The 3365-nt window shown below is 70.8% G+C and carries 4 protein-coding genes; all 4 read right to left on the minus strand.

Going from position 1 to position 3365, the window contains the following annotated elements:
• On the minus strand, positions 1-812 hold an 812-nt coding region (locus tag VFM98_RS25680), incomplete at its 3' end, for a Mur ligase family protein (RefSeq protein WP_325112723.1).
• Positions 812-2554, minus strand: a complete 1743-nt coding sequence (locus VFM98_RS25685) for a penicillin-binding protein 2 (RefSeq protein WP_325112724.1) — start codon at positions 2552-2554, stop codon at positions 812-814. The genes VFM98_RS25680 and VFM98_RS25685, both read right to left, overlap by 1 nt.
• Positions 2551-2931: a cell division protein FtsL gene (ftsL, locus tag VFM98_RS25690; RefSeq protein ID WP_414709089.1), complete on the minus strand. Its 381-nt coding sequence runs from the start codon at positions 2929-2931 to the stop codon at positions 2551-2553. Before ftsL ends, VFM98_RS25685 begins: the two co-directional genes overlap by 4 nt.
• The coding region (gene mraW, locus VFM98_RS25695) for a 16S rRNA (cytosine(1402)-N(4))-methyltransferase (protein ID WP_325112725.1) at positions 2928-3365 on the minus strand (438 nt) is incomplete at its 5' end. The genes mraW and ftsL, both read right to left, overlap by 4 nt.

Genomic DNA, 3365 nt, shown 5'->3' on the forward strand with positions numbered 1-3365 from the left:
TAGCCGATGTTCAGCGCCCGCAGGCGCGCATCGCGCACGCAGGAGACGGTCCACAGCTCCACCGGGCCGCCCCACAGCTTCGCCTCCAGCTGCTCGCCCTTGGCATCGTCGACGTTGACCACGGCGGCCTGCAGGTCGGGCCAGTCGAACAGCTCCTCCTTGGCCGCCCAGTAGGCCTCCATGGAGCCGTGGTAGTCCAGGTGGTCCTGGGTGAAGTTGGTGAAGCCCGCCACGCGGATGCGCGTGCCGTCCAGGCGCCGCTCCACGATGCCGATCGAGGAGGCCTCGATGGCGCAGGCGCGGGCGCCCTCCTCCAGGAAACGGCGGAAGTGGCGCTGCATCAGCACCGGATCGGGCGTGGTGAGGCCGGTGTGCTCCACCTGCGGCGGCCGCCCGATGCCCAGCGTGCCGACCAGCCCGCAGGGGATGCCCACGTTGGCGAGCGCCTGGGCCAGCCACCAGGCGGTGGAGGTCTTGCCGTTGGTGCCGGTCACGGCCAGCACGTCGAGATGGTGGCTCGGCTCGCCGTAGAACAGCGCCCCGATCGGGCCCGTGGCGGCCTTGAGCCCCTCGTAGGCCGCGACGGCGTCGCTGGCGAAGGCGAAGGCTTCGCTGCCGGCGGCTTCCACCAGGCAGGCCGTGGCGCCCTGCTGCAGCGCGCCCGGCACGAACTTGCGGCCGTCGGTGGCGGCACCGGGCCAGGCGATGAAGCCGTCGCCCGCGCGCACCTTGCGGCTGTCGCAATGGACGTCGCCGCGCACGCGCTCGCGCAGCCAGCCGGCCGCTTCGTGGGGAGTGCGCAGCACGCGCATCAGATCGACTCCTCCACCGCCTCGACCACGATCTGCGGCTTGACGTTCATGTCCGGCTGCACGCCCAGCATGCGCAGGGTCTGCTGCACGGTGGCGCTGAAGACCGGCGCGGCCACGTCGCCGCCGAAGTAGCGGCCGGCGCTCGGCTCGTCGATCATCACCGCCACCACGATGCGCGGCTGCTCGATCGGCGCGATGCCGACGAACACGCCGCGGTACTTGTGTTCCGCATAGCCGCGCCCTTCCTGCTTGTGCGCCGTGCCGGTCTTGCCGCCGACCGAATAGCCCATGGTCTGCGCCTTGGGCGCGGTGCCCCCGCTGAGCGTCACGAGGTGCAGCATTTCGCGCATCTCGCGCGCGATCTCCGGGCGCAGCACGCGGATGCCCGGCGCGGCCTGGTCCGTCTTGAGCAGCGTCACCGGCACCAGCTCGCCGTCGCGCGCGAACACGGTGTAGGCCCGCGCGAGCTGGAACAGGCTGGTGGAGACGCCGTAGCCGTAGCTCATGGTGGCCTGCTCGATCGGGCGCCAGGTCTTCCACGCGCGCAGCTTGCCGCTCACCGTGCCCGGGAACGGCACCTGCGGCCGCTGGCCGAAGCCGACCTGCGTGTACAGCTCCCACATCTCGCGCGGCTGCAACTGCATCGCCATGCGCACCGTGCCCACGTTGCTGGACTTCTGGATCACCTGCGTCACCGTGAGGTCGCCGTGCGCGTGCGAGTCGCTGATGGTGGAGCCGGCCAGCGTGATGCGCCCGGGCGCGGTGGGGATCACCGTGTCCGGCCGGACCAGGCCCTTCTCCAGCGCCAGCGACACGGCGAACGGCTTCATCGTGGAGCCGGGCTCGAAGCTGTCGGTGAGCGCGCGGTTGCGCAGCTGGGCGCCGGTGAGGTTCTGCCGGTTGGAGGGGGAGTAGCTGGGATAGTTGGCCAGCGCCAGCACCTCGCCCGTGTGCACGTCCAGCACCACCACGCTGCCGGCCTTGGCCTTGTTGGCGACCACGGCGTCGCGCAGCTGCTGGTAGGCGAAGAACTGCACCTTGCTGTCGATGGACAGCTGCAGGTCCTTGCCGTCCACCGGCGGTACCTGCTCGCGCACGTCCTCGACGATGCGGCCCAGGCGGTCCTTGATCACGCGGCGGGAGCCGGGCTTGCCGGCCAGCGCCTTGTCGAAAGCCAGCTCCACGCCTTCCTGGCCGTGGTCCTCGATGCTGGTGAAGCCGACGACGTGGGCCGCGGCCTCGCCCTCGGGGTACTGGCGGCGGTATTCCTTGCGCTGGTAGATGCCCTTGATGTCCAGTGCGGCCACCTGGCGCGCCGTGGCCTCGTCGACCTGGCGCTTGATCCAGACGAAGCTGCGCTCGTCCTCCTCCAGCTTCTTCATCAGCTCGGAATGAGGCATCTGCAGCAGCCTGGCGAGCTGGACCAGCTTGGCCTTGTCCTTGCCCTGCTCCACGTCCTCGGGGATCGCCCAGATGCTGGGCACCGGCACGCTGGTGGCCAGCAGCAGGCCGTTGCGGTCGAAGATGCGGCCGCGGTTGGCCGGAAGTTCCAGCGTGCGGGCGAAGCGCACCTCGCCCTGCTTGCGGTAGAAGTCGTTGCCGATCACCTGCACCCACGCGGCGCGGCCCGCCAGGGCCACGAAGCCCAGGGCGATGCCCGCCACGATGAACTTGCTGCGCCACACCGGCGTGCGGCTCGCCAGCAGCGGGCTCGAGGAGTACGCAACGACGCGCCCGCTCATGGCGAGACCTCCCCCAGGCTCCGCACTGCGTGCTCCGCCTCCCCCCTCCGCAAGCGGAGGGGGCCCGCGCCTTCGGGCGGCCGTGCGGCGCTCGCCTTCTCCTGCGCCGCGCCCTTGAGCGTGACGTACTGCGTGATCGCGGGGGTGGCGGGGCGCATGTGGAGCTGCTCGCGCGCGAGCTTCTCCACCCGCGCCGAAGTGGCCTGCGCGCGCTTGTCCACTTGCAGCCGCTCGTTGTCGATCTCCAGCTTGCGCGCCTCGGCCTGGGCGCGCTCGATCTCGGTGTAGAGGCGGCGCGACTCGTACTGCACCTGCACGAGGTACAGCGCACTCGCGATCAGCGAGACCAGCAACGTGAGATTGAGGCGCAGCATCATGCCTCGGTCCTCTCCGCCACGCGCATGATGGCGCTGCGGGCGCGCGGGTTCGCCTCCACTTCCGCGGCGCCGGGCTTCACGCGTTCGATCGCGCGCAGCTTCATCGGCTTGGGCGCCGCGAAGGGCGCGCGGCGGTCGAAGACCTCGCGGGAGTGGCGGGCGATGAACTTCTTCACGATGCGGTCTTCCAGCGAATGGAAGCTGATCACGACCAGGCGGCCCGCAGGCTGCAGCACGGCCAGGCTCGCATGCAGCGCCGCCTGCAGCTCGTCGAGCTCGGCGTTGACGAAAATCCGAAGAGCCTGAAAGGTGCGCGTTGCAGGGTCCTGGCCGGGCTCGCGGGTGCGGACCGCGCCAGCCACGAGCTGGGCCAGTTCGGCGGTGGTGGCCAGCGGCCCGCGCTCCTGCCGGCGAGCTGCAATCGCCTTTGCGAT

It is taken from the genome of Ramlibacter sp. (assembly GCF_035706265.1).
Lineage (GTDB): Bacteria > Pseudomonadota > Gammaproteobacteria > Burkholderiales > Burkholderiaceae_C > Ramlibacter.

What these genes read in the sequence shown, in the direction of transcription:
- VFM98_RS25685 (WP_325112724.1), bottom strand. Translation starts at nt 2,554, where the DNA reads ATGAGCGGGCGCGTCGTTGCGTACTCCTCGAGCCCGCTGCTGGCGAGC.
- ftsL (WP_414709089.1), bottom strand. Translation starts at nt 2,931, where the DNA reads ATGATGCTGCGCCTCAATCTCACGTTGCTGGTCTCGCTGATCGCGAGT.